This is a genomic window from Amycolatopsis sp. NPDC043887 (genome assembly GCF_056435665.1).
In genome coordinates this window covers 696,588-715,123 of sequence record NZ_JBWKEB010000001.1, presented here as the reverse complement: position 1 = coordinate 715,123, position 18,536 = coordinate 696,588, and the positions used below count along the sequence as shown (strand labels likewise).

Sequence of the window (18,536 nt, the reverse complement as noted above, 5' to 3'; positions counted from 1 at the left end):
GGCAAATCGCGCATATAGGCATCAGACAGACATTTAGGGCGTTGTCGATTTCCTCGTGTCAGCCCTCGAAGCCGACGAAGAAGGTAGTTGCACGCGCAAGGACCGCATCCAGAGGACTGAATGCGGGTCGTCAGGCGGCGGCGAGCGCGACGACGCGGTTCCGCCCGCTGTTCTTCGCCTGGTAGAGCGCGGAGTCGGCGACGTGCAGCAGCCGTTCCAGCACGGTCCCGCCGGACGGGTAGACCGCGGCGCCGATCGACACCGAAAGCCCCCGCACGACGCGCGGCCCCGAAGCGGTCGCGACCTCGACCTCGAGCGCCATCACCGCCCGCCGCACGCGCTCGGCCACGGGGAGCACGTCGGTCTCCGTCGCGCCGGGAAGCAGCACGACGAACTCCTCGCCACCGAAGCGGCCGACGGAGTCGTAGTCGCGTACGTGCTCAGAGATCGTCTTCGCGACGGCCTTGAGCACGACGTCGCCGGCGAGATGCCCGTAGACGTCGTTGACCTGCTTGAAATGGTCGAGATCGAGCATCAGCACGCCGAATTTGCTCTTCGCCCTGGCCGCCGACATGAGTTCCCGCTCGCTCAGCGCGTGCCACGCGTGCGCGTTCAGGACGCCGGTCTTGCCGTCGATGTTCGCCGCGATCTCCAGCTGCCGCACCAGCACACTGCGGTGCAGCACCAGCACCGGCAGCAGGACGAACGGGACGAGCGCCGGCGCGTGCACGATGCCCAGCGCGGTCGAGGTGCCGAGCACCAGGGTGGTGATCTCCAGCAGGTTGTCGTCGCCCGTGCCGAACAGCGCACGCGGGGCCCTTGCCCCGGTGTGCAGGTACACCGAGAGCGCCACGATGAAGGCGTTGACCACGGTGAACACGGCCGCCGCCTCGACGATCTTCAGCGAGCCGGCGAACCCGACGGGCAGGCCGTTCCGCCCGGAGACGATGGCACCCGACGCCAGGCAGGAGATCACGATGGCCGCCGCGCAGTACACCACGCGGTACGCCGGGCGGTGGCTCATCCCCCGCCACACCCGGAACCAAAGATGCAGGTAGATGAGCAGTCCGAGGGCCAGCGCGAGCCCCTGCGGCAGGACGAGCACCCCCGCGAACGTCCACACCGAAGTCATGTTGATATGCGGCCGGTCACAAAGCGTGCGCCGTAACCGTTCCACCGAACGCGAAAGCTCGGCCTGCAGGATGGCGAGGCCGAGCAGTGATCCAAATCGGACGAATTCCGTAGTCTCGTAGTTCGATCGGAGCAGGACGATTACGGCGACTGCCGCCGCGAGTCCTTCCACCACAAGAAAAACCGCGGGAACACCGCGTGGTCCGGACCATAAGTCCCAGTGCCGGACCCAGGCTCTCAGACGTGTACCGGCCCCTTCTCCGGCGAGTTCCGTATCCCCCATAATCATCGTCACCGGTCCCCCTTCCGTACATAATTCAATGTATCCGAGGTAGTACTGAGGGTGGCTCGAGTCAATTCCGGAACACACAGATGGAGCAGTGGGAGGGAGGACCATCATGAACGGTCGCGAGGACTGATCCCACCAATTCAGCCGGTCCGGCTCCCGGCAGGGAGCCACACATCGGGTCCGGTGGCGATGGCGCGTTTCCAGGCCATCGCCATCGGCCCCGCCGAGGCCACGGCCACCGTCGCGGCCACCCCGACGGCCACGAACGGACCGGTCAACTGGGCGAGACCGCCCGCGAGCATGATCCCGATTCCTTGCACGGTCACCAAACTCGTCGAGGTCAGGCCCATCACCTGTGCCCGGACACCGTCGGGCACCGCGCGGGCCATCAACGCGACGGCCTGCAGGTGGTACGGCGCCGCGAAGGCGCCGCTGAGCCCGATCAACCCCAGGCACACCGGCAGCGACGGGCGAAAGAAGAGAAAGACCAAAGGAACGACGGATGCGATGGCGAGAATGCCGACAATTCGCGTTTTCCGTCGCGCCGGAACCCATTTCGTGAAGATCCACGACCCGATTACCGAACCCACCGGATCAGCCGCGAGAATAAGCCCGACCGCGAAAGTCCCCGCGCCGAGACCGACTGCGAGCGGCGCCGCGAGCCCTTCCGGCGCGATGGCGAACCCGGCGAGCATCTTCAGCCCGAAGAGCACCCGGATTCCCTTGCCCTGCCACAGTTCTCGGGCACCTTCACCACTGAAAGCCCGTGCCACCCGGCTTTTCACCGAAGATTCCGTGGCGACGGGCTTCCGGCGGCGAACCCCTGTGGACACCAGCAGCGCAGAGACCACAAAGGTCACCGCGTCGATCACCAGGCCCCAGTAGGGCGTCACGAACCCGATCACCAGCCCGCCAGCACCGAATCCGGCGAGCTGTGCCGTTTGGATGGTGATCGTGCGGACCGCGAGCCCGGCGACGTACCGGTCGCCTTCGAGGACGTCCGGAAGCAACGCGAGCTGCGCCGCCCGGAAGGGACCGCCCGCCATCGTCAGGATCACGAGCAGTCCGGCCAGCACCGAGAGCGGCATTCCCGGTACGGCCATCAGCGCCGCGATCACCGCGCGCAGCAGGTCGCAGACGATCATCACCGTCCGCCGCGGATACCGGTCCGCCAAACCGGCGAACAGGGTGCCCCCGATCAGCGTCGGCAGGTACGTCAGGCCGTAGGTGAGCCCGGTCAGCCCCGCCGACGCCGTTCTTTCCCAGACCAGCACCGACAACGCGACCCTTGCCAGCTGGTCACCGGCCTGCGAAAGCCCCTCGGCCGCCCACAACACACGGAACTCGCCGACCGCGAAAGCGGCCTTGAACGCGGTGCTCCGAGCGGAATCCCCCTTCTCCATGAGCCCCTCCCCTTGGCTCACGGTAGTCGATCACTTCCGCAGTGTCAGCGGCCATCCGGACCACGACGTCCGTCAGTGTCCACTGTGGACAGACAGTTTCGCGTGTTCCACGGCGGCGCGGGCGAAGGCCTGGACGAGCGGATGCGGCCGGGTTCCGTCACCGGCGAGTTCCGGCTGGAACAGCGTCGCCAGGAAGAACGGATGCTCCGGAAGTTCCGCGATCCGCGCGTCGCCCTCGCCGTCGAATCCACTGAAGACAACCCCGTTCGCCGCCAAGGTGTCCAGATGCCGGGCGTCGAGGCCGTACGAACAGTGGTACCGCTCAACGGAACGTTCCGCCCTGAGGATCCGCGCCGCCAGGGTGTCCGGCGTGACGTGGACGGCACCCTCGTGCCCGACGAGCGAACACGCCAGCGGGACGATCAGCCGCTCGGCCGACTCCGGCGCGTTCTCCGCGTGCCCGATCCCGCCGAGACCGCAGACGTTCCGCGCGAATTCCAGCAGCGCGTGCTGGAAGCCGGCGCAGGTGCCGAGGAACGGGATGCCGTTCTCGCGGGCGGCGCGCACGGCGTCCACCGCGCCGGCTTCGGACCGGTAGGGGCTGCCGGGCACCAGCCAGACGCCGTCGAAACCGGCGAGGTCGCCGACGGCGTCCGTCGGGAGCCAGTAGGCGTCGAGTTCGATGCCGTCACGCTCGGCGAGACGGGCGAAGAGCATCGGGATCCGGACGTGGGAGCGGACGCCGTCCGAACGGTCACCGACCAGGGCGACCCGGGCTTTCTCTGTCATGCGACCATCCTGACCCGCGAACCGAGTTCAGCGCCAACGATGATCCATGCTGGATCGATAAGCGATACTGATGACCATGGAGACCCACTTGCTCCGCACCTTCGTGGCGGTGGCGCGCGGCGGCTCGTTCTCGCGCGCCGCCCGCGACCTCGGCTACACGCAGTCCGCGATTTCCCAGCACATCGCCACGCTCGAACAGGATCTCGGCACCACACTGCTGACCCGGCGGCCCGTCGCGCCGACCCGCGCCGGGGAACGTCTCCTCGAACACGCCGGTCCGTTGCTGACGCGGCTCGACGCCGCCCGCGCGGATCTCGCCAGGCTCACCGCGGCGCCCACCGGCCGGGTCGTCCTCGGGCTGACCCCGCTGTCGCTCACCGCCGAAGTCGCCGCCGCCGTGCCGCGCGGCACCGACGTGCGCGTCCTGGGCAGCGAAGACGTGCTGACTGAGGTCGCGGCGGGCGCACTGGACCTCGGTCTCGTCGACGGGATGACCGCGCCGAGCGATCCGCTGCCGCTGCCGGACGTCGGCCCGCTCAGCACCACCGTCGTCGGCGAACGCCCGCTCGCGGTCGCGGTACCCGCCGACCATCCGATGACGGGACGGACCGTCCGGCTGGCCGAACTCGCCGACGCGGGCTGGATCGACGCACCGGACACCGCGATTCCCTTGGAGCGCTTGAGGAAGGCCGCCTCGACCGACGGGTTCCGGGGTCGGCTGCGGTACACCGGGACCGACGTCCGCGGGCTGCTCGGCCTGGTCACCGCCGGTCAGGGATTGGCGCTGCTCCCGGCGGACGTGCTCACCGGCGTGAGCACGCTTTCCTTGTCCTCGCCGCGCGTGGTGCACCGCACCGAACTCGTGCACGGCGACCCCCGCGAGGGCTCCGCGCTGGCCGCCGCGCTGACGGGTCAGCGGCCGTAACTCATCATCCCTTGCGCCATCTCCATCGCCAGCGAACTCGCCACGACGGGATCCATCATGCTCCGGAGACCGTCCGCCGCCTTGTCCCGCGATCCGATGTCGGAACGCGGCTGCTCCGGCGGTTTGGTCTCGGCGGGCGGCAGGGCGACGACCTGCTCCTTGGCGGGCTTCTTCTTCGTCACGGGCGCTTGCTGTTTCACGGTGACCGGGACGTAGACGGTCACCGGGGCGGCCTGCGGCGCGGGCGGCGCGGGCGGCGGCGCCTGCTGCGTCGCCACGGCGGGCAGCGGCTGCTCGGGCAAGGCGGTGTCGTCGACCGGCTCGACGGTGAAGGTGCCGGCGAACCAGCCGATCGCGAGCAGCGCCACCCCCGCCCCGCCGACCAGCCACGAGCGGGCGCGACGGTGGATGACGACGGCCTTGGGCCGCAGATCCTTGTCCACGACCGGTTCGCAGACCGGGGGACGCACCGGCATCGGCTCTGGCTCGGGTTCGTTCTCCGGGCTGCGCCGCCGCTTCGGCAGGCTCGCCGCGATGATCCCCGTCCGGTCCAGGAGTTCGACGGTTTCGACAGGCGCCGAGAAAGCGTCGGTCGACGGACGGCGCTGGGCGGCGCGCGGCATGGGGACCTCCGGAAGCGGAATCACGAACTTGAGCATTGTGGTGCATTTCCGACGCCGCCGTAAGTAACGCACCCCGATCGAGTTATCCCGAGCCGTCCGGACCACGGAGGGTTACTCCATTCAGAGCCGTTTCATTCCCAAGCGCCCCAACAGGGCGAGCGGCCGCTGGTAAAAGGAGCCGAGCACGCGGGGAATCACGTCGATGGCGTACGCGTCCGGACCGATCAGGATGCGCGCCGTCCCCCGTTCGATACCGCGCACGATGGTCTGCGCGGCCTTCTCCGGCGTCGTCCTCGCGATCTTTTCGAATCCTTCGGCGGCTTTGTCGATGTCCCGCTCGACGCCGCCCCGCGCGTCACGGGCGATATTCGTCTTGATGCCACCGGGATGCACGCAGCTGACCTTGACCGGATGCCGGGCGATCAACATTTCCTGCCGCAGCGCCTCGGTGAACCCCCGCACCCCGAATTTCGCCGCGTTGTAAGCGCTCTGCGTGGGCACGCCGATGAAGCCGAACACGCTCGAAAGGTTGACGATATGCCCGTCACCCGAAGCGATCACCTGCGGCAGAAAGGCTTTCGTGCCGTTGACCACGCCGCCGAGATTGATCCCCATCAGCCAGTCGTAGTCGTCCCAGGTCATTTCCTCGACCGTGGCCCCGAGCGCGACCCCGGCGTTGTTCACCACGACGTTGGCGCCCCCGAAATCGACGGCGACCTCCTCGGCGTGCGCGAGGACGGCGTCACGATCGGCGACGTCGAGTGCGTACGCCTTCGCGGTCGCGCCGGCCTTCTCGCACTCCGCCACGGTGCCCACCGCACGGACGGCGTCGACATCGGAGAGCGCCAGCCTGGCGCCCCGCCCCGCCAGTTCGATCGCGAGCGCCTTGCCGATCCCCGAGCCCGCGCCCGTGATCACCACGACCTTGTCCGTGAACGACTTCATACCCGCTCCAACCCGCTCGACTGTTACCGGAGGTAACACATACTACGGCTGTGAGCTTGCTGTGCGTTGATCGATTCGGGCTGTGTTCGCATACCACTTATGGTGATCTGGAACCCGGACGGCCGTGGACGAGCGAAAGGAAGGCGATGCGCCGCGCCCTGTTGCTCGTGCTCTGTGTCGTTCTGTCCGGTTGCTCCGCCGTGCCGGATCCTGCCGCGACCGAAGGCGACGGCGCCGGCGCGACGGTGGCGGCCACGCCCGCCGCGCCGCGGACCAATCCGGCGATCGGCGCGCTCTTCGTCGACGGAACGCATTTCTGCACGGCCAGCGTCGTCCACAGCGCCCCCGGCGACCTCCTGCTCACGGCGGCGCATTGCCTCCACGACGGCGAAGGCGGCCAGTACGCGACGGGGATCTCGTTCGCGCCCGGCTATCACGACGGTGTCGCGCCCTACGGCTATTGGGACGTCTCGGATCCGCAGGTTCCCGACGGCTGGGCCGAGTCCTCCGATCCGGACCTCGACGTCGGCTTCGCGACCGCCCACCAGGCGGGCACCACGAAGCCCCTCGAAAGCATCACAGGCGCCAACACGCTGCTGACCGGCGGCGGCTTCGCCCATGCGATCACCCTGACCGGTTATCCCGACGAACGAGAGGCGCCGGTCGTCTGCCACGGCTCCAGCGCACAGGCCGACACCTACCAGATGCGCGTCGCGTGCCCCGGCTTCACGACCGGTACCAGCGGCGGCCCGTGGGTGGTCGGCACCGACCCGGCGACCGAACTCGGCACCGTCGTCGGCGTGATCGGCGGCTACCTGTACGGCGGGGACGATCCGGACACGTCCTACAGCAGCTACTTCGACACCGACGTCGCCACCTTGTACCGGAAGATGGACGCACGGGGATGATCTCCCCATGAGCATCCACGACGTCCCGATCACCGGCGAGCCGATCCGCCTCGGTCAGTTCCTCAAACTGGCCAACCTGGCCGAAGACGGCTCGCACGCCAAAGACCTCCTCGACGCCGAAGAGGTCACGGTCAACGGCGAGGTGGAGGTCAGGCGCGGCCGTCAGCTGACGAACGGCGACGTCGTGGAGGTCGGCGGCGAAGGCGGCCGCGTCGTCCTGGGCTAGCTGCGCGTGCCCTCGATCGCCGTGTCGTCCGTCTGATCACGCGAAACTAGCGACCCTGCAACGGAGCCAGGCGCAACGCCCTCGCGAGTTCTTCGAGCTCGCGGTGCACCGGCTCGTTCAGCGGGACACCCAGCGCCTGGCACTGTTCGAGGTACTGCGCCTCGCGCCAGCCCGGGTAGCGGACCGGCGTGCCGCCCTCCCAGCCGAGCAGGCTGCCGAACAGCGCGCTGGCGGCTTTGTAGAACCCGTCGGCGCTGCGGAGCGTCGTCGGCGCGATGGCCATCACCATCAGGCCGGTGTCGTGATCGTGGTCGCCGACGCCCGAAAGCACCCCGGCGAAGATCTCCACCAGCAGGGCGAAGCCGGCGACGGCGGCGCTGTCGACATCCGCCAGGGTGTCGAGGTCGAGGACGAACTCCGGGTACGCGCCCGCGGGGGCGGCCATCCCGAGCGGGTTCGCGGCCCTCCCGAGCTCACCGCCCGCCGCCATGACGAGCCCGATCATGGTGTGCGGCAACGCCCTCGCCGCATGGTGCCCGGCACGGCCGAACGGACCGACGCCGCGGACCGACATGAGCCCGACGCCGTATCGGCCCGCCCGGGACACCGCCCGGTCCATCGCGTCGCCGACGGCCCACAGCCCGGGCGCGCGGCGGTAGTCGATCAGGGCCGCGGCGCCGCGGTCGGCGATCATCAGCGGTTCGGCCCTCGGCCGCACCGTGCCGTCGACCAACATCGGCAGGTGCAGCCGGGTCAGCTCGGCGACGCCGGACTCCGGCGTTCCGGTGAGATCGCCATGGCACAACGCCTCGGCGGCCATCCTGGCGCGCGACCACGGCAGATCGTGCGCGGTGAAGACCTCGGTGACCAGGTCGATCAGGGCGTCGATCGGGACACGCTGCCAGACCTGTTCCGGAATCGGGGAGGGTTCGGCCGGTTCGGGGATCGGCTCGACGGGCGCACGGCGAAGAGAGCGGGGTCTGAGGGGCACTCCGCCGAGGGTGCCCAACCGCGTTTTTCGGCGTCAACGAACCAGGGCAGCTTCTAACCGACTGTGTGATCGAAGCACTCGGAAACGTGATCTGCTCACTCGGAAACGTCGGTGGGCGGACGTACCATCGGGCCATGTGCCGGAACATCACGACGCTTCGAGGGCTTGAGCCGGCGGCGACGCCGGACGAGATCGAGGCCGCCGCCCGCCAGTACGTCCGCAAGGTGTCCGGGGTGCAGAGCCTGTCCGACGCCACCCGCGAGCCCTTCGAGGCCGCCGTCGCCGAGGTCACCGAGATCACCCGGCGGCTGCTGGCCGAACTGCCCGCACGCCGTCAGCCGCCGACGACGGTGCCACCGTTGCGCCGCCCCGAAGTCCAGGCGCGAATCGCGGCGAAGGCCGCGAAGAGCCAAGCTTCCTGAACTCCGGCGGTTACGGTGAGCGGGTGACATACCCGCAAGACCCCTACGGTCACCAGCAGCCCTACGGCCAGCAACCCCCGTACGGGCAGCCGTACCAGCAACCGGGCTATGGGTACGGCCCGCCGCAACCGCCGCAGGAACAGGGCCTGGCCATCGCGGCACTCGTCGTGTCGATCGCCAGCCTGGTCGCCTGCAGCGGGCTGCCGTCGATCGCGGGCGTCATCATGGGGCATATCGCGCATTCCAAGGCCAAACGCGGGGAAGCCGGCGGCCAGGGAATGGCGCTCGCGGCGATCATCATCGGCTACATCGGCGTCGCCATCGTCGTCCTGCTCTTGGCGGGCTTCATCTTCGTGGGGATCCTGACCGACTGGGACTTCGACTAGTCCAACGGAAAGCCGCGCTTCGACTGGATCCGAAGCATTCCGAGTACAAGCCGTCGGATACCCTCGACAGCGGTAGCGTGTCCGAGCGGCCGAAGGAACATGTCTTGAAAACATGCGAGGGCTCTGTCCTCCGTGGGTTCGAATCCCACCGCTACCGCCATTCTTGAAACCGACGCTCCCCAGGTCCACAGACCTGGGGAGCGTCGCGTTTACGCGGGTACGAGAGCCCAGACGGTCTCGTCGCCGCGGCCGCCGTGGAAGGGCCGCTGCTCCAGCAGCGAAGCCGTCCCGTTGTTGACCTGCCGCACCGCCAGCTTGCTCGCCCGGTTCACCAGCCCGTAGCGCATGTCGGCGCTGCGGAGCAGCTTCCACTGCTGGTCGGTGGCCGAGCCGCAGTGCGTCTGTTCCAGGAGCGCGCCCTCCGCGGTGCTGCCGGAGACCGGCCGCAGGCACTGACCGCTGCGCTCGTTGGAGATCTTCCAGTACCCGCCGCCCGCGTCGGTGAGCCGCCACTTCTGGCCGTTGTCGTTCTGCCGCGCGACGTTGGTGATCTTCGCGCCCGCCGACGACGAACCGTCCACGACCGCCGCGCTGTTGCCGTTGGTGGCGACCGTCAGGTAGTACTTCTTGCCCGCCTTCGGGCCGGGGTCGGTGACGGGGTTCAGCGTCCACTGCTGGTCGGCCGCCCCGGTGTAGGGCCGCTGGACCAACGGCGCCGGGTACGCGCCGCCGTCGGTGATCGCGTAGCCGGTCAGGTAGTTGAAGATCGCCACCTTGCCGTTGCCGAGCGGCTGGAACGCCCACCGCATGCCGTTCTGGCCGTTGCAGTTGTACTGGAGGATCGGCGTGCCGGGCGCCGTCCCGCTCTGCGCGCTGTCGGCGCACAGCTGGCTGTTGGCGTTGACCAGCTGCAATCCGGTGTTGTACCCGAGGATCCACTTCTGGCTCATGGAGTCGTTGCGCGGCCGGTGGCTGAGGTCGGCGAGGCCGCCGGTCGACGAACCCACGACGTCGATGGCGTCGCCGTTCGCACCGGTGATGACGTAGGTCTTCCCGCCCCGGGCGTGCCCGTCGTCGTTGTCGGGGGCGTCCTTCTTGATCAGGAAGGCGCTGTTCGCGACGTTCCAGTGGGTCGCGAGCCAGCTGCCCGGCGTGGGGTTCGTGCTGAAGTAGTCGTCGTTGCCGCAGTCCAGCAGCCGATCGAAGTCGCGTTCCGTGCAGTCGAAGGACTGCGTGTCGCCGTAACACATCAGATCCCATTCCTGGGAGCAGTGCCCGCCGCCCTGGTAGTGCGGGGCGCCCGGCAGGACGGCGCCGAGCATGTGGCCCAGTTCGTGGGCGGCGGCGTTGACACCCCAGCAGGGGACGGCGATCTCCGTGTAGTGCCTGCCGTTGTTGAAGGCGTTGGCGGGACCGGGCTGGTCGTCGCTGTCGCCCCAGGTTCCCGCGCAGGTGTGCGGGTTGTCGGAGAACAGCATGTAATCGCGGTCCGCGTTGAAGAAACCGGCCTGGATGGCGCGGTCGCGGATGGCGCCGGACAGGTACGTGCCGTCGGGCACCACGAGGTTCGCGACGGCGACCTGGCAGCCCGCGCCCGCGGTCGTCACGTACCGGAGGTGCCTGCTGCCGCCTGTCGCGGCGGCGCTGTCGTTGAACGCGTCGTCGACCCCGGACGCGTAGGCGCGCAGAGACGGCACGACGGTCGCGTACCGGTCGGGCTGACCGGCCTCGCGGACGTAGACCAGCTCGACGCGTTTGCCGGAAACCCCGTCGCCCTCGCAGACCACCGGATTGGCGGCGACCTGCGCCTGAGCGACGGCGGGAGCGAGCGGGGCCACGGGGGCCGCGCCGGGTGGCAGCGGATGGCTGTGGTCCTTGGCCACGGAAACCGCGAATGCAGCGAATTTATCGGAGGCCGCGGCCTCACCGACGAGCAAACCACCGAGGAGACCGACCAGGACCAGCAGCCGTTTCGCCTTCGACAAGGGCTCTTCCTTTCGCGAGGGAGGAACGCGACAAGGACGCTAGAGGTCGGAGGTATAGACCACCAGGCAGAAAACCCGGCAGACTGCCACTATCCTTCCGGCATGCCCAAATACCTGCTGCTCAAGCACTACCGCGGCGCTCCGGCGGCGGTCAACGACGTGCCGATGGACCACTGGGCCCCGGACGAGATCACGGCGCATATGAACTACATGAAGGACTTCGCCGCCCGTCTCGTGGAGACCGGCGAGTTCGTCCAGGAGCAGGCTCTCGCCCCCGAAGGCACCTTCGTCCGGTACGACGGCGAGGGCAAGCCGCCGGTCACCGACGGCCCTTTCGCCGAGACCAAGGACCTCATCGCCGGCTTCATGGTGATCGACGTCGACAGCTACGAGCGAGCGCTCGGCCTGGCGGCCGAGCTGTCGGCCGCACCGGGAGCCGGCGGGAAGCCGATCCACGAGTGGCTCGAACTGCGTCCGCTCCTGAGCGAGCAGCTCGTCATCACGGAGTGAACACCGAGCTGGACGAGGCCCTGCTCCGGAGCCTCGCACCGAACGTCCTCGGAATCCTCTGCCGCCGCGGCGCCGGCTTCGCGGAGGCGGAGGACGCCGTGCAGGAAGCGCTGATCGAAGCCGTCCGCGTCTGGCCCGGCGACCGGCCGAAGGACCCGAAAGGCTGGCTCGTCACCGTCGCGTGGCGCAAGTTCCTCGACATGGCCCGGTCGGACGCCGCCCGTCGCCGGCGCGAGGATCTCGTCGACGAGGAGCCCGCCTCCGGTCCTGTGCCCGAGGTGGACGACACGCTGCAGCTCTACTTCCTGTGCGCCCACCCATCGCTGACGCCGTCTTCGGCGGTCGCTCTCACCCTGCGCGCCGTCGGCGGGCTGACCACCCGCCAGATCGCCGAGGCGTACCTGGTGCCCGAAGCGACCATGGCGCAGCGCATCAGCCGGGCCAAACGCACCGTCTCCGGAGTGCGTTTCGACCAGGCCGGCGACGTCGCCACCGTGCTCCGCGTGCTCTACCTGGTGTTCAACGAGGGCTACTCCGGCGACGTCAACCTCGCCGCCGAAGCCATCCTGCTCACCCGCCGTCTCTCGGCCTCGATCGACCATCCCGAGGTCGCGGGCCTGCTCGCCCTCATGCTGCTCCACCACGCCCGGCGCGCCGCGCGGACGGCTCCCGGCGGCGAGCTGGTGCCGCTCGCCGAACAGGACCGCGGCAAATGGGACACGCGCCTGATCGCCGAGGGCGTCGAGATCCTGCGGGCCGCGCTGGCCCGCGACCGGCTGGGCGAGTTCCAGGCACAGGCCGCCATCGCGGCGCTCCACGCCGACGCGCCCACCGCCGGGGAGACCGACTGGGTGCAGATCGTCGAGTGGTACGACGAGCTCGCGCGACTGACCGGCAGCCCGGTCGTCCGGCTCAACCGCGCGGTGGCCGTCGGCGAGGCGGACAGACCGCGCGCGGGCCTGGCCGCGCTCGCGGAACTGGACGACTCGCTGCCCCGGTACGCGGCGGTGGCGGCGTACCTGCACGAGCGCGACGGCGACCTGGCGACGGCGGCGCGGCTGTACGGCGAGGCGGCCGGCAAGGCGGCCAACCTGGCCGAGCGCGCGCACCTGACCCGTCAGGCCGCGCGGCTCAACACCCTCAAGAAGTGATCGGCGGCAGGCGCGGAAGGCCGTCGATCTCCGACAGGTGATCCAGCACCCGCCCGAAAGCCTGCCCCAGCACCCGCTGCTCTTCGGGGCTCAGCAGGTCGATCAGATGCTCCCGGACCCCCTCGACGTGCGTCGGCGCGGCACCCTCCAGCAGTTCCGCGCCGCGTTCCGTCATCTCCGCGACGACACCGCGTTTGTCCGCCGGGTCACGCGTGCGGCGGATGAGCCCGTCGGCCTCCAGCCGGACCATCTGGTGCGAAAGCCTGCTCTTGGTCGAGCCGAGCATGCTCGCCAGCTCCGTCATCCGCATCCGCCGGTCGGGCTGGAGCGAAAGACAGACCAGGACCTCGTAGTCGGCGAGGGTGACGCCATGGCGCTCGGAGAGCTCGCGATGCAGGCGCTGCCGCAGCCGCATGGTGGCGACGATGTACGAGCGCCAAGCGACCATCTCGGACTCGGACAGCCAGCGCACTTCCTTCTGCTTCACCGCCATCCACGCAGAGTAGAGCGTTGATCGCACAAGGCGCATACCCACCGGTCACTTTTCGGCCCGTGAAAAACCCGGTGGGACATTCGCCCGAAGGAGGGTTACGAAAAGGTTGAGACTCGGCGCGAAAAGGCGCATTCTGCTTGTCAGCGGATGGTCGGGCAAGTAACGGGCGATCTCCTCGAAGGATCGCCGGACCTGCTCCCCAGCCGGGAAGGGTCAGGTGGTGGTATGGCGGGTGATTCTCGCGGTTGACCGCCTGCTGTGTCCCCGCGACCGGAACGGAAAGGACCGGGTCGGTCGCGACTGAGAACAGCGATGAGCGCGGGCATCTCAAGATGCGCTCGACAATTCTCGCGCATTCGGCGTCACTCCGGCCTGTTTCGGGTTCGCGGCCTCTTCGACCGCCTCGGCAGTGCCCGGCGCCGGCCCGGTGATCGCGGCCAACCGGCGATCGGAACAAGACAACCTCGGTAGTCCTGGGTGCGGCCGCTCCGGTGGCCGCACCCAGGCATATCCGGGGTCTTCCGGCTACGCTTTCCCGGTGCGATTCGACGAAGGCGCGGGACTGGACACCTCCGAGGTCGAGGACCTGCGCGGCGGTGGTGGCGGCGGTGGTATCGGCGGCCGGGTGGCCCTCGGCGGCGGCGGGCTCAGCGTGGTCGGCCTCGTCATCTACTTCCTCATCTCCCAGTTCGGCGGCGTGAGCCTGAACCCGTCTTCGGGCAGTCTCGGCGGCGTGGGCTCCGGGCAGCAGATGGACAACACGTCGCTGTCGCAGGAGTGCAGGACCGGCGCGGACGCGAACCGGAACCACGACTGCGCGATCGTCGCCGTCATCAACTCGATCCAGGACTACTGGGCGCAGGAGTTCCAGCGGTCCGGGTCGACCTACCGCAAGGCCGTCACCAACTTCTTCAACGGCGGCGTGAACACCGCCTGCGGCAACGCGACTTCGGACGTCGGGCCGTTCTACTGCCCTGGCGACTCCGAGGTCTACATCGACCTCGGCTTCTTCAACGAACTCCGCACCCGGTTCGGCGCACAGGGCGGGCCGTTCGCGGAGGCGTACGTGCTGGCCCACGAATACGGACACCACGTACAGAACCTCACCGGAGTGTCCAAAAAGGGCACCGGGAGCGGGCCGGCGTCCGGCTCGGTGCGGCTCGAACTGCAGGCCGACTGCTACGCCGGCGTCTGGGCGAACCACGCCACCACCACCCCGACCGAATCCGGGCGGCCGCTGATCACCGAGGTCAGCCAGGGGGACATCGACTCCGCGCTGGACACCGCTTCGCGGATCGGTGACGACTACATCCAGTCGAAGCTCGGCGGCGGCCGGGTCGACGAGTCGAAGTTCAGCCACGGCACTTCGGCGCAGCGGAAGAAGTGGTTCACCACCGGCTTCCAGACCGGCGAGCCGGCACGGTGCGACACCTTCGCGACCAACAGCCTGGGCTGAAAGCCTCGTGAGTGGTAAGGACGGTTCTAACCGTCCTTACCACTCACGAGGCATCTTGTGGATCAGGCGGCGACGTGGTGGTCGTCAGCGTGGACCGAAGCCGTCAGGCTTCGCTGCTGCGACCGCTCGGCCGCGCGCAGTGCCTGCACCTTCGTGGCCTTGGCACCCGAGACACCGTTGATGTTCTCCGTGCTGATCGCGTACACGCCCAGCGCCCAGGCGACGGCGTCCGAGTTGCGCTCGAGCGCGACGCGGTCGACGTTGCCGAGGTTGTCGCACGCCTGGTGGTAGCACTTGTCGTAAGGAACGTTGGCGCTACCGCCCCACTTGGCGGCCTGTGCGGCGGTCTTCACGCCTTCGGCACCGGTGAACAGGCCACCGGCCGGGATACCGGCGCGGATGAAGCCCTGGTAATCCGAGCGGCCGGTGAAGTCCGTGCCCTCGACCGGGACGCCCTTGCCGAGCTGCAGGTAGTCGACCAAGGTCTTTTCGAGCTGACCCGAGCCGTACGGGCCCGCGCCCTCGCCGACACCGTCGGAGTTGTCACCGTCGTACGCGAAGTACGCCGCGTTCGGCGAACCGATCATGTCGTAGTTGTAGTAGAGCGCGATGTCGAGCTGCTGCTCGAAGGTCAGCGAGTTGACGTAGTGCGTCGAGCCGACGAGCCCGAACTCCTCGGCGCTCCACCAGCCGAAGCGGACGGCGTTGTTGGCCTTGGGTTTGCTGCCCAGCTGCAGCGCGGTCTCCAGCAGCGCGGCGGAACCGGTGCCGTTGTCGTTGATGCCGGGGCCCTCGGTGACGCTGTCGAGGTGGGCGCCGAGCATCACGACGTTGTCCTTGCGGCCGCTCTTGGTCTCGGCGAGGACGTTGTAGCTGGTCCGCTCCTCCTGGAAGGCACGCAGGTCGAGGGTGACCGAGGAGCCGGCCTTGGTGGCGAGCGCCTGGCCGTCGGCCTGGGTGATGCCACCGGTCGGGATCTTGCCCGCGGCCGGGTCGCCCAGGGTGCCGTTGACCGGGCCAGGGACGTTGTTGTAGACGATCGCGCCGAGGGCGCCCGCCTCGGCGGCCGTCGCCTGCTTCTGCGCGAAGGAGCAGCCACCGCGCTGGATCAGCGCGATCTTGCCGGCGACCCCGCCGGCGTAGTCGGCCGCCTCGCAGCCGCTGGTGTCGTCGACCGGGACCACCGCGAGCGGCGCGGTGATTCCGCCCGCGGGCGTCGACGGGCTGTAGGCCATGATGATGACCGGGACGTCGGCGCCCGCGACCGTCAGTTCCTCCGCGAGGGTCTCCGCGTAGGTGAAGGGGAACTCCTGCCGGGTGACCGCGAAGCCCGCCTGCTCCAGCTTGGTGGCGATGTACTCCGCGGATCTCTTGTGGCCCTCGGTGCTGGCGGCGCGACGGCCACCGGTGGCGTCCGAGATCCGCTGGAACGCGACCAGGTGCCGATTGACGTTGTTCACGTTCACCTTGTTGACGAGCTGCTTCGCCAGTGCGGGACCGTCGATCCCCGTGGCGGCTGTCGCAGCGGGAGCCATTCCGACCGTGAGCGCGGCGGTGGCCGCCACCACGATCGAGGGAACAATGCTTCTTCGCGAATATGACATGGGCGTCACCTTTGTGTGGTTTGCACCACAGGTCAACCGACGTTCGGCGGACTTTATGACACCGGGATAGGGTCGTTCGTATGTACGCGATCACCATCCGTGAGCCTGGCGATCCCGATGTTCTCGAATGGACCGAGGTCCCCGATCCCGTGGCCGGTGAAGGCGAAGTCGTCATCGAGGTCGCCGCGAGCGCCGTCAACCGGGCTGACCTGCTGCAGCGCCAGGGGAACTATCCGCCTCCGCCGGGGGCGAGCGAAATCATCGGACTCGAATGTTCGGGCACGATCGCCGAAATCGGCGAAGGCGTCGAAGGATGGCGAATCGGCGATGAAGTTTGTGCTTTGCTCGCCGGTGGTGGCTATGGGGAAAAGGTCGCCGTCCCGGCCGGACAACTGCTTCCGCTGCCCGCCGAAGTCGAATTGCTCGCGGCCGCCGGACTGCCCGAAGTCGCGTGCACGGTTTGGGCGAATGTGGTGATGCACGCCGGCCTGTCCGAGGGTGAGGTCCTGCTCGTCCACGGCGGCGCGGGTGGCATCGGCACGCACGCGATCCAGGTCGCCAAGGCACTCGGCGCGACGGTCGCGGTGACAGCGGGCTCCGAAGACCGGCTGGAGAGCTGCCGCCAGCTCGGCGCCGACATCGCGATCAACTACAAGGAGCAGGACTTCGTCGAGGTCCTGCGCGCCGAGACCGGCGGCGCGAACGTCATCCTCGACAACATGGGCGCCAAGTACCTCGGCCGCAACATCGACGCGCTGGCCATGGACGGCAGGCTCGTGATCATCGGCATGCAGGGCGGGGTCAAGGGCGAGCTCAACATCGGCAAGGTGATGGGCAAACGCGCGAGCCTCTATGGCGCGGGCCTGCGGTCGCGGCCGCTGGAGCAGAAGGCGGCGATCGTCGCCGACGTCCGCGAGCGGCTGTGGCCGTTGGTGGCGCAGGGGTCGGTGAAGCCGATCGTCGGACAGGTCGTCCCGATGGCCGAAGCCGCCGCCGCGCACCGCGCGCTCGAAGAAGGCACGGTTTTCGGCAAGGTCCTGCTGGCGGCGAAGTCCTAACGGATCTCTTCCAGCACCCGGACGAGCTGATTGACCTCGAAGACGTTCGAGTAGTGCGCGAGTCCGATGCGGACGGCGCCGCCGACTTCGGCGGCGCCGAGCGACCCGAAGACACCGCTCGTACCGTCGTCGGCGAAGGCGCAGAGTCCCTGGGACGCCAGGTATTCGGCGACCTCGGGCGCCTTCTTCCCCGCGACGGCGAACGCGAGCGCGGGGATCCTGCGCATGGCGTCACCGATGACCATGACGTGCCGCAGCGAACGCAGTTCCGTGGACAGCTGCGCCAGAAGTCCCGCGTGGTACGACTTCGCCGAACCCAGCGACGTCACCAGCTTCTCGCGCCGCGAGCCCATCGCGGCGTCGTCCAAACCGGCCAGATAGTCGATCGACGCGATCAGACCGGCCAGCAACGGGTACGCGTGCGGCCCCAGCTCCATCCGGGCCGGACCGCGCGCGGCCGGATCGAGCGACACCGACGGCAGGCGTTCGAGCAGCTCGGGATCGCGGAAGACCAGCGCCCCCACCGACGGCCCGCCCCAGGCCTGCGCCGAAACCACCATCACGTCGGCGCCGAGCTCGTTGAGATCGAGCGGCACGAACGGCGCCGCGTACGTCGCGTCGACGACCACCAGCGCGCCGACCCGTTTGGCGAACTCGATCACCGTCGGGACATCGGGCCGGGTGCCGACCGAACCGGAGGCAAGCGTCACCGCGACGGCCTTGGTGCGCGCGGAAACGAGGTTCTCGTACTGCCAGGCGGGCAGCTCGCAGGTCTCGATGTCGATCTCGCCCCAGCGCACGACCGCGCCGACGCGTTTCGCCGCGCGGCGCCACGGCGCGAGGTTGGCCTCCTCGTCGAGCCGGGAGACGACGACCTCGTCGCCGATCGTCCAGCGATCGGCCATCGCGTCGACGAGACGGCGGATGAGATCGGGCGCGTTGGGGCCGAGCACGACCCCGGCCGGATCGGCGCCGACCAGGTCGGCGACCGCCCGGCGAGCGGCCGTGACAATGCTTTCCGCACGCTGGGAGGCCGGAAACGCTCCACCCGGCCCGGACACCGGAGCGCGCATGGCCGTGGATACGGCCGAAGCGACCTGTTCAGGTACGAGCATTCCGGCGGCGCCGTCGAAGTGAATCCAGCCGTCACCCAGCGCGGGAAACAACCCACGGATACGAGCGACGTCGAACGCCATGGGGACACCGTACGGACGTGCGGTTTGGCGCTTTACCCGGGGTTG

At 68.9% G+C, this 18,536-nt stretch carries 19 protein-coding genes and 1 tRNA gene; 10 read left to right on the top strand and 10 right to left on the bottom strand.

Annotated elements, in window-relative coordinates:
* Nucleotides 1-130 precede the first annotated feature (130 nt).
* The 3 genes from AC069H_RS03580 to AC069H_RS03570 form a co-directional block, all read right to left on the bottom strand.
* Complete coding sequence (locus tag AC069H_RS03580; RefSeq protein WP_478231227.1) at nt 131-1,306, bottom strand: GGDEF domain-containing protein; 1,176 nt, start codon at nt 1,304-1,306, stop codon at nt 131-133.
* 254 nt (nt 1,307-1,560) lie between these two features.
* The gene (locus AC069H_RS03575; RefSeq protein ID WP_478231226.1) at nt 1,561-2,823 is read right to left on the bottom strand and encodes an MFS transporter; all 1,263 of its coding nucleotides are present in this window, start codon (nt 2,821-2,823) and stop codon (nt 1,561-1,563) included.
* A gap of 72 nt (nt 2,824-2,895) precedes the next feature.
* Entirely contained in the window at nt 2,896-3,612 is a 717-nt protein-coding gene (locus AC069H_RS03570) for a CTP synthase C-terminal region-related (seleno)protein (RefSeq protein WP_478231225.1), read from the bottom strand.
* A gap of 76 nt (nt 3,613-3,688) precedes the next feature.
* Here AC069H_RS03570 and AC069H_RS03565 point away from each other — a divergent pair, with 76 nt between their 5' ends.
* Nucleotides 3,689-4,537, top strand: coding sequence for a LysR family transcriptional regulator (locus tag AC069H_RS03565; protein ID WP_478231224.1), 849 nt, complete (start codon nt 3,689-3,691; stop codon nt 4,535-4,537).
* Here the strand turns inward: AC069H_RS03565 and AC069H_RS03560 are convergent.
* Together AC069H_RS03560 and AC069H_RS03555 are read right to left on the bottom strand one after the other, a co-directional pair.
* Entirely contained in the window at nt 4,525-5,184 is a 660-nt protein-coding gene (locus AC069H_RS03560) for a hypothetical protein (RefSeq protein WP_478231223.1), read from the bottom strand. The two genes, AC069H_RS03565 and AC069H_RS03560, sit on opposite strands and share 13 nt — an antisense overlap.
* 96 nt (nt 5,185-5,280) lie before the next feature.
* A complete protein-coding gene (locus AC069H_RS03555) occupies nt 5,281-6,105 on the bottom strand; it encodes an SDR family NAD(P)-dependent oxidoreductase (protein ID WP_478231222.1) in 825 nt (274 codons plus the stop codon).
* A gap of 146 nt (nt 6,106-6,251) precedes the next feature.
* Here AC069H_RS03555 and AC069H_RS03550 point away from each other — a divergent pair, with 146 nt between their 5' ends.
* Together AC069H_RS03550 and AC069H_RS03545 are read left to right on the top strand one after the other, a co-directional pair.
* Entirely contained in the window at nt 6,252-7,013 is a 762-nt protein-coding gene (locus AC069H_RS03550) for a trypsin-like serine peptidase (RefSeq protein ID WP_478231221.1), read from the top strand.
* Between the two features lie 7 nt (nt 7,014-7,020).
* A complete protein-coding gene (locus AC069H_RS03545) occupies nt 7,021-7,239 on the top strand; it encodes an RNA-binding S4 domain-containing protein (protein ID WP_016330720.1) in 219 nt (72 codons plus the stop codon).
* Nucleotides 7,240-7,285: 46 nt separating this feature from the next.
* Here the strand turns inward: AC069H_RS03545 and AC069H_RS03540 are convergent, their stop codons facing one another.
* Nucleotides 7,286-8,230, bottom strand: coding sequence for an Ldh family oxidoreductase (locus AC069H_RS03540; RefSeq protein ID WP_478231220.1), 945 nt, complete (start codon nt 8,228-8,230; stop codon nt 7,286-7,288).
* Nucleotides 8,231-8,364: 134 nt separating this feature from the next.
* Here AC069H_RS03540 and AC069H_RS03535 point away from each other — a divergent pair, with 134 nt between their 5' ends.
* From AC069H_RS03535 to AC069H_RS03525, 3 genes are all read left to right on the top strand, one after another.
* The gene (locus AC069H_RS03535) at nt 8,365-8,652 is read left to right on the top strand and encodes a DUF2277 domain-containing protein (RefSeq protein ID WP_478223704.1); all 288 of its coding nucleotides are present in this window, start codon (nt 8,365-8,367) and stop codon (nt 8,650-8,652) included.
* A 23-nt stretch (nt 8,653-8,675) separates the two neighbouring features.
* Nucleotides 8,676-9,038: a DUF4190 domain-containing protein gene (locus tag AC069H_RS03530; RefSeq protein ID WP_340686671.1), complete on the top strand. Its 363-nt coding sequence runs from the start codon at nt 8,676-8,678 to the stop codon at nt 9,036-9,038.
* Nucleotides 9,039-9,109: 71 nt separating this feature from the next.
* Nucleotides 9,110-9,198, top strand: a tRNA-Ser gene (locus tag AC069H_RS03525).
* Between the two features lie 49 nt (nt 9,199-9,247).
* Here the strand turns inward: AC069H_RS03525 and AC069H_RS03520 are convergent.
* Nucleotides 9,248-11,023 (bottom strand): RICIN domain-containing protein, encoded by a 1,776-nt coding sequence (locus AC069H_RS03520; protein WP_478231219.1) that lies wholly within the window; start codon nt 11,021-11,023, stop codon nt 9,248-9,250.
* A 102-nt stretch (nt 11,024-11,125) separates the two neighbouring features.
* Here AC069H_RS03520 and AC069H_RS03515 point away from each other — a divergent pair, with 102 nt between their 5' ends.
* Nucleotides 11,126-11,533 carry a YciI family protein gene (locus AC069H_RS03515; protein ID WP_478231218.1) on the top strand — a complete coding sequence of 136 codons (408 nt, stop codon included), beginning with the start codon at nt 11,126-11,128 and terminating at the stop codon, nt 11,531-11,533.
* An 8-nt stretch (nt 11,534-11,541) separates the two neighbouring features.
* Nucleotides 11,542-12,684, top strand: coding sequence for an RNA polymerase sigma factor (locus tag AC069H_RS03510; protein ID WP_478231413.1), 1,143 nt, complete (start codon nt 11,542-11,544; stop codon nt 12,682-12,684).
* Here AC069H_RS03510 and AC069H_RS03505 read toward each other — a convergent pair.
* The gene (locus tag AC069H_RS03505; RefSeq protein ID WP_478231217.1) at nt 12,674-13,177 is read right to left on the bottom strand and encodes a MarR family winged helix-turn-helix transcriptional regulator; all 504 of its coding nucleotides are present in this window, start codon (nt 13,175-13,177) and stop codon (nt 12,674-12,676) included. The genes AC069H_RS03510 and AC069H_RS03505 overlap by 11 nt on opposite strands.
* A gap of 538 nt (nt 13,178-13,715) precedes the next feature.
* On the opposite strand from AC069H_RS03505, the gene ypfJ reads away from it, so the two are divergent.
* Nucleotides 13,716-14,633: a KPN_02809 family neutral zinc metallopeptidase gene (gene ypfJ, locus AC069H_RS03500; protein ID WP_478231216.1), complete on the top strand. Its 918-nt coding sequence runs from the start codon at nt 13,716-13,718 to the stop codon at nt 14,631-14,633.
* Nucleotides 14,634-14,695: 62 nt separating this feature from the next.
* Here the strand turns inward: ypfJ and AC069H_RS03495 are convergent, their stop codons facing one another.
* On the bottom strand, nt 14,696-16,237 hold the full coding sequence (locus tag AC069H_RS03495) for a M28 family peptidase (RefSeq protein WP_478231215.1): 1,542 nt from the start codon (nt 16,235-16,237) through the stop codon (nt 14,696-14,698).
* A gap of 80 nt (nt 16,238-16,317) precedes the next feature.
* Between AC069H_RS03495 and AC069H_RS03490 the strand changes: the two genes are divergently transcribed.
* Nucleotides 16,318-17,295, top strand: coding sequence for an NAD(P)H-quinone oxidoreductase (locus AC069H_RS03490; protein WP_478231214.1), 978 nt, complete (start codon nt 16,318-16,320; stop codon nt 17,293-17,295).
* On the opposite strand, the gene AC069H_RS03485 is transcribed toward AC069H_RS03490, so the two are convergent.
* Nucleotides 17,292-18,491, bottom strand: a complete 1,200-nt coding sequence (locus tag AC069H_RS03485) for a cysteine desulfurase-like protein (RefSeq protein WP_340685860.1) — start codon at nt 18,489-18,491, stop codon at nt 17,292-17,294. The genes AC069H_RS03490 and AC069H_RS03485 overlap by 4 nt on opposite strands.
* Between the last annotated feature and the right edge of the window lie 45 nt (nt 18,492-18,536).

Excerpts from the sequence above, each read along its gene's own strand:
- AC069H_RS03555 (WP_478231222.1), bottom strand. The coding sequence starts at position 6,105 with ATGAAGTCGTTCACGGACAAGGTCGTGGTGATCACGGGCGCGGGCTCG.
- AC069H_RS03515 (WP_478231218.1), top strand. The coding sequence starts at position 11,126 with ATGCCCAAATACCTGCTGCTCAAGCACTACCGCGGCGCTCCGGCGGCG.
- AC069H_RS03495 (WP_478231215.1), bottom strand. The coding sequence starts at position 16,237 with ATGTCATATTCGCGAAGAAGCATTGTTCCCTCGATCGTGGTGGCGGCC.
- AC069H_RS03550 (WP_478231221.1), top strand. The coding sequence starts at position 6,252 with ATGCGCCGCGCCCTGTTGCTCGTGCTCTGTGTCGTTCTGTCCGGTTGC.
- AC069H_RS03570 (WP_478231225.1), bottom strand. The coding sequence starts at position 3,612 with ATGACAGAGAAAGCCCGGGTCGCCCTGGTCGGTGACCGTTCGGACGGC.
- AC069H_RS03565 (WP_478231224.1), top strand. The coding sequence starts at position 3,689 with ATGGAGACCCACTTGCTCCGCACCTTCGTGGCGGTGGCGCGCGGCGGC.
- AC069H_RS03545 (WP_016330720.1), top strand. The coding sequence starts at position 7,021 with ATGAGCATCCACGACGTCCCGATCACCGGCGAGCCGATCCGCCTCGGT.
- AC069H_RS03490 (WP_478231214.1), top strand. The coding sequence starts at position 16,318 with ATGTACGCGATCACCATCCGTGAGCCTGGCGATCCCGATGTTCTCGAA.
- AC069H_RS03575 (WP_478231226.1), bottom strand. The coding sequence starts at position 2,823 with ATGGAGAAGGGGGATTCCGCTCGGAGCACCGCGTTCAAGGCCGCTTTC.
- AC069H_RS03485 (WP_340685860.1), bottom strand. The coding sequence starts at position 18,491 with ATGGCGTTCGACGTCGCTCGTATCCGTGGGTTGTTTCCCGCGCTGGGT.
- AC069H_RS03535 (WP_478223704.1), top strand. The coding sequence starts at position 8,365 with ATGTGCCGGAACATCACGACGCTTCGAGGGCTTGAGCCGGCGGCGACG.
- AC069H_RS03505 (WP_478231217.1), bottom strand. The coding sequence starts at position 13,177 with ATGGCGGTGAAGCAGAAGGAAGTGCGCTGGCTGTCCGAGTCCGAGATG.